This window comes from Vibrio sp. FF266, assembly GCF_041439695.1.
Taxonomy (GTDB): domain Bacteria; phylum Pseudomonadota; class Gammaproteobacteria; order Enterobacterales; family Vibrionaceae; genus Vibrio; species Vibrio tasmaniensis_A.
In genome coordinates this window covers 1-2126 of the sequence record NZ_JBGOOO010000099.1, presented here as the reverse complement: position 1 = coordinate 2126, position 2126 = coordinate 1, and the positions used below count along the sequence as shown (strand labels likewise).

General features: G+C 40.0%; 2 protein-coding genes. Both read right to left on the bottom strand.

Annotated elements, in window-relative coordinates; genetic code table 11:
* Positions 1-140 precede the first annotated feature (140 nt).
* Complete coding sequence (locus tag ACED59_RS24355) at positions 141-719, bottom strand: DUF2913 family protein (protein ID WP_017104238.1); 579 nt, start codon at positions 717-719, stop codon at positions 141-143.
* 258 nt (positions 720-977) lie between these two features.
* Positions 978-2126: hypothetical protein (locus ACED59_RS24350; protein WP_371705197.1), on the bottom strand; the 1149-nt coding region annotated here is incomplete at its 5' end.

The following is a 2126-nucleotide window of genomic DNA, read 5'->3' as shown; positions in this document are numbered from 1 at the left end:
CGTTAGTGATTGTACTCACTTAACGCAGTGTCCAAAACTACTGGTTCAGATCAAGGTTGAAGATGGGTATTTAGTCGGACATTGTCTACCCAAGGTAAAACCGAGAAATAGAAAGGCACTATTCAATCGTATAATCGTTATCACTCTCGGTGCAATAAAAGGTGAATGACTTCATCTTTCTCTTCAGAGTCAACTTCAACGCGATAAAAGCCTTTGGCTTTTAGCGCTTCAATTAACGCTTCCAACCGATGGGTTTTCACCGTCATAGCCAGGGGTTTTATCTGGTTATTGTCTTCATCAAACCCTTGCTCTATGCTTTTTTCTTTCATGTAAAGAGTATCTCGTTCCATTTCTTTTGTGGGGTCTTCCAACATAGTTGGAAACTGATGCTGCTCAAATAATTCCGTTAACATGATATAGAGTTCATCAGCCTGTGAGAACTTGGCTTGATACCCGAGATTCAGTTGATTTACCTCCCACATTTTTTGTTCGAGGTTGCCTGTTACACTTCGGCCAATACTGAGCATGGTTTTGAGTTCATTTTTACATGTCGAGAACTGAGGCCGTTTTACTTTTGGTTTGATGAATTTTACCAACAGTTCATTTCTTATTTTCGTTGTCCAATATCCACCTTGTTGACTCATGGTTAAATACAGTGCGAGAAGCGCATTCGTCACGATCTCATCAAGGGCTTGATAGTGCTTAAGGTTTCGACTCATGAATTTATTCTTTCTCTTTAATTGAAGCTTCCTAGCTGTTTTTCACGATTTTAAATTGAGTGCGTAATCAGCGTGTATTAAGGCTTAAATAATAAGGCGCATTCAAAAATTAACGGGAAACGCGAACATATACCTGCTCAAACTTTAATGGCACCGCTCGTCGCAATCCCGTAGCTGGCGAAGCCAGTCGAAGGGTGAGCAAGCGGTATTTCGAACCTCTTAAACCACCATGATTAAGCCTCTTTTCTAGACACAGAATCAATAGAAGGTAAGAGATCCTAAATATTTTTTTAATTGATTGATACTGTTAACTTTTCTTATTCTTTTTTCAAGCGAGACTATCGAATCATCAATCATTTTAAGATACTTTTCCATTTTGGCTTGCGTCTTCTTCTTGCTTGGTGCTGAGAATTGTCTCCAGACTTGAGACTTAACTCCTTGTTGGCTAAAGATGTCACGGTGGGCCCGATTTAAATCCAGGAGCTTCATTTCGAGCAAATGCTCCATTCTCACTAAAGTTGTTTCATCAAGAAGGTGCTCAGAATCGGGGACATATTCTGTCAGCATTCGGACTAAGGTCATCACATCATTCTCTCGTTTGGCCACCGCCAGTTTCTGCATTAAACGATGTTTCTCTTCTTTCTTTAACGGGTCAGACTCTTTATCTGGATGGATAACACTCGCAATGCGTTTGTACATTTTGTTGAGTTGAGTACCTCGGAACATTTCTTTGATGTTAAGCGCGTCGTCGTCTTCACTCTCAAAATAATCGAATTCAAAATCGTCCCAATCGTCCTCATTTTGGGCTCGTGGTGAAAATGAGTCGTTATTATGTTTAACAAAAGAGGCCCATAAGGCACTGATAAAAGCTTCAATGGCGAATGGATCACCAGAAGCCAGAATTTCACGGATTTTTTTGTGGGGTAAATCAATATCAGCGCCGAACATCTCCTTCATGCCGTTTTCAAATTCTCGACAAGCTGCATTGAGCGCTTGCTGTTTCTCTTTCTGAAATACTTTATTATGATAGGTTTCATACTCTTCGCATAACGCCTCGACTTTGTCTCTATCATTGATAAAAGGGCGATCAAGCAAGTCAATTAACTCCTGTTCAATCGCTTGCATCAAGCGATTGCGGATATTGGTTTTGAGTTTTTTTGAGGTCAAAAATGACATCAAGTGCTTAACCCAGGCACAGTGAAGATGGTCGAGCTTTTTATCATAGGGAGTCAGTTTATCTTTGTATTCAGAAAAAAGCTGATTGACCTTGATCTCGGCCTTTTGATTACGCCGTTCATTTTTTTCAATCTTCCTCCAGAGCTCAGATAAATAATCCGACTGAGAATGTGGAACGTTGTTTGAGTGAAAAATAGGAAGTGTCATATCCGTCCTTTTCTCTTCTAGTAA

What these genes read in the sequence shown, in the direction of transcription:
- ACED59_RS24355 (WP_017104238.1), bottom strand. Translation starts at nt 719, where the DNA reads ATGAGTCGAAACCTTAAGCACTATCAAGCCCTTGATGAGATCGTGACG.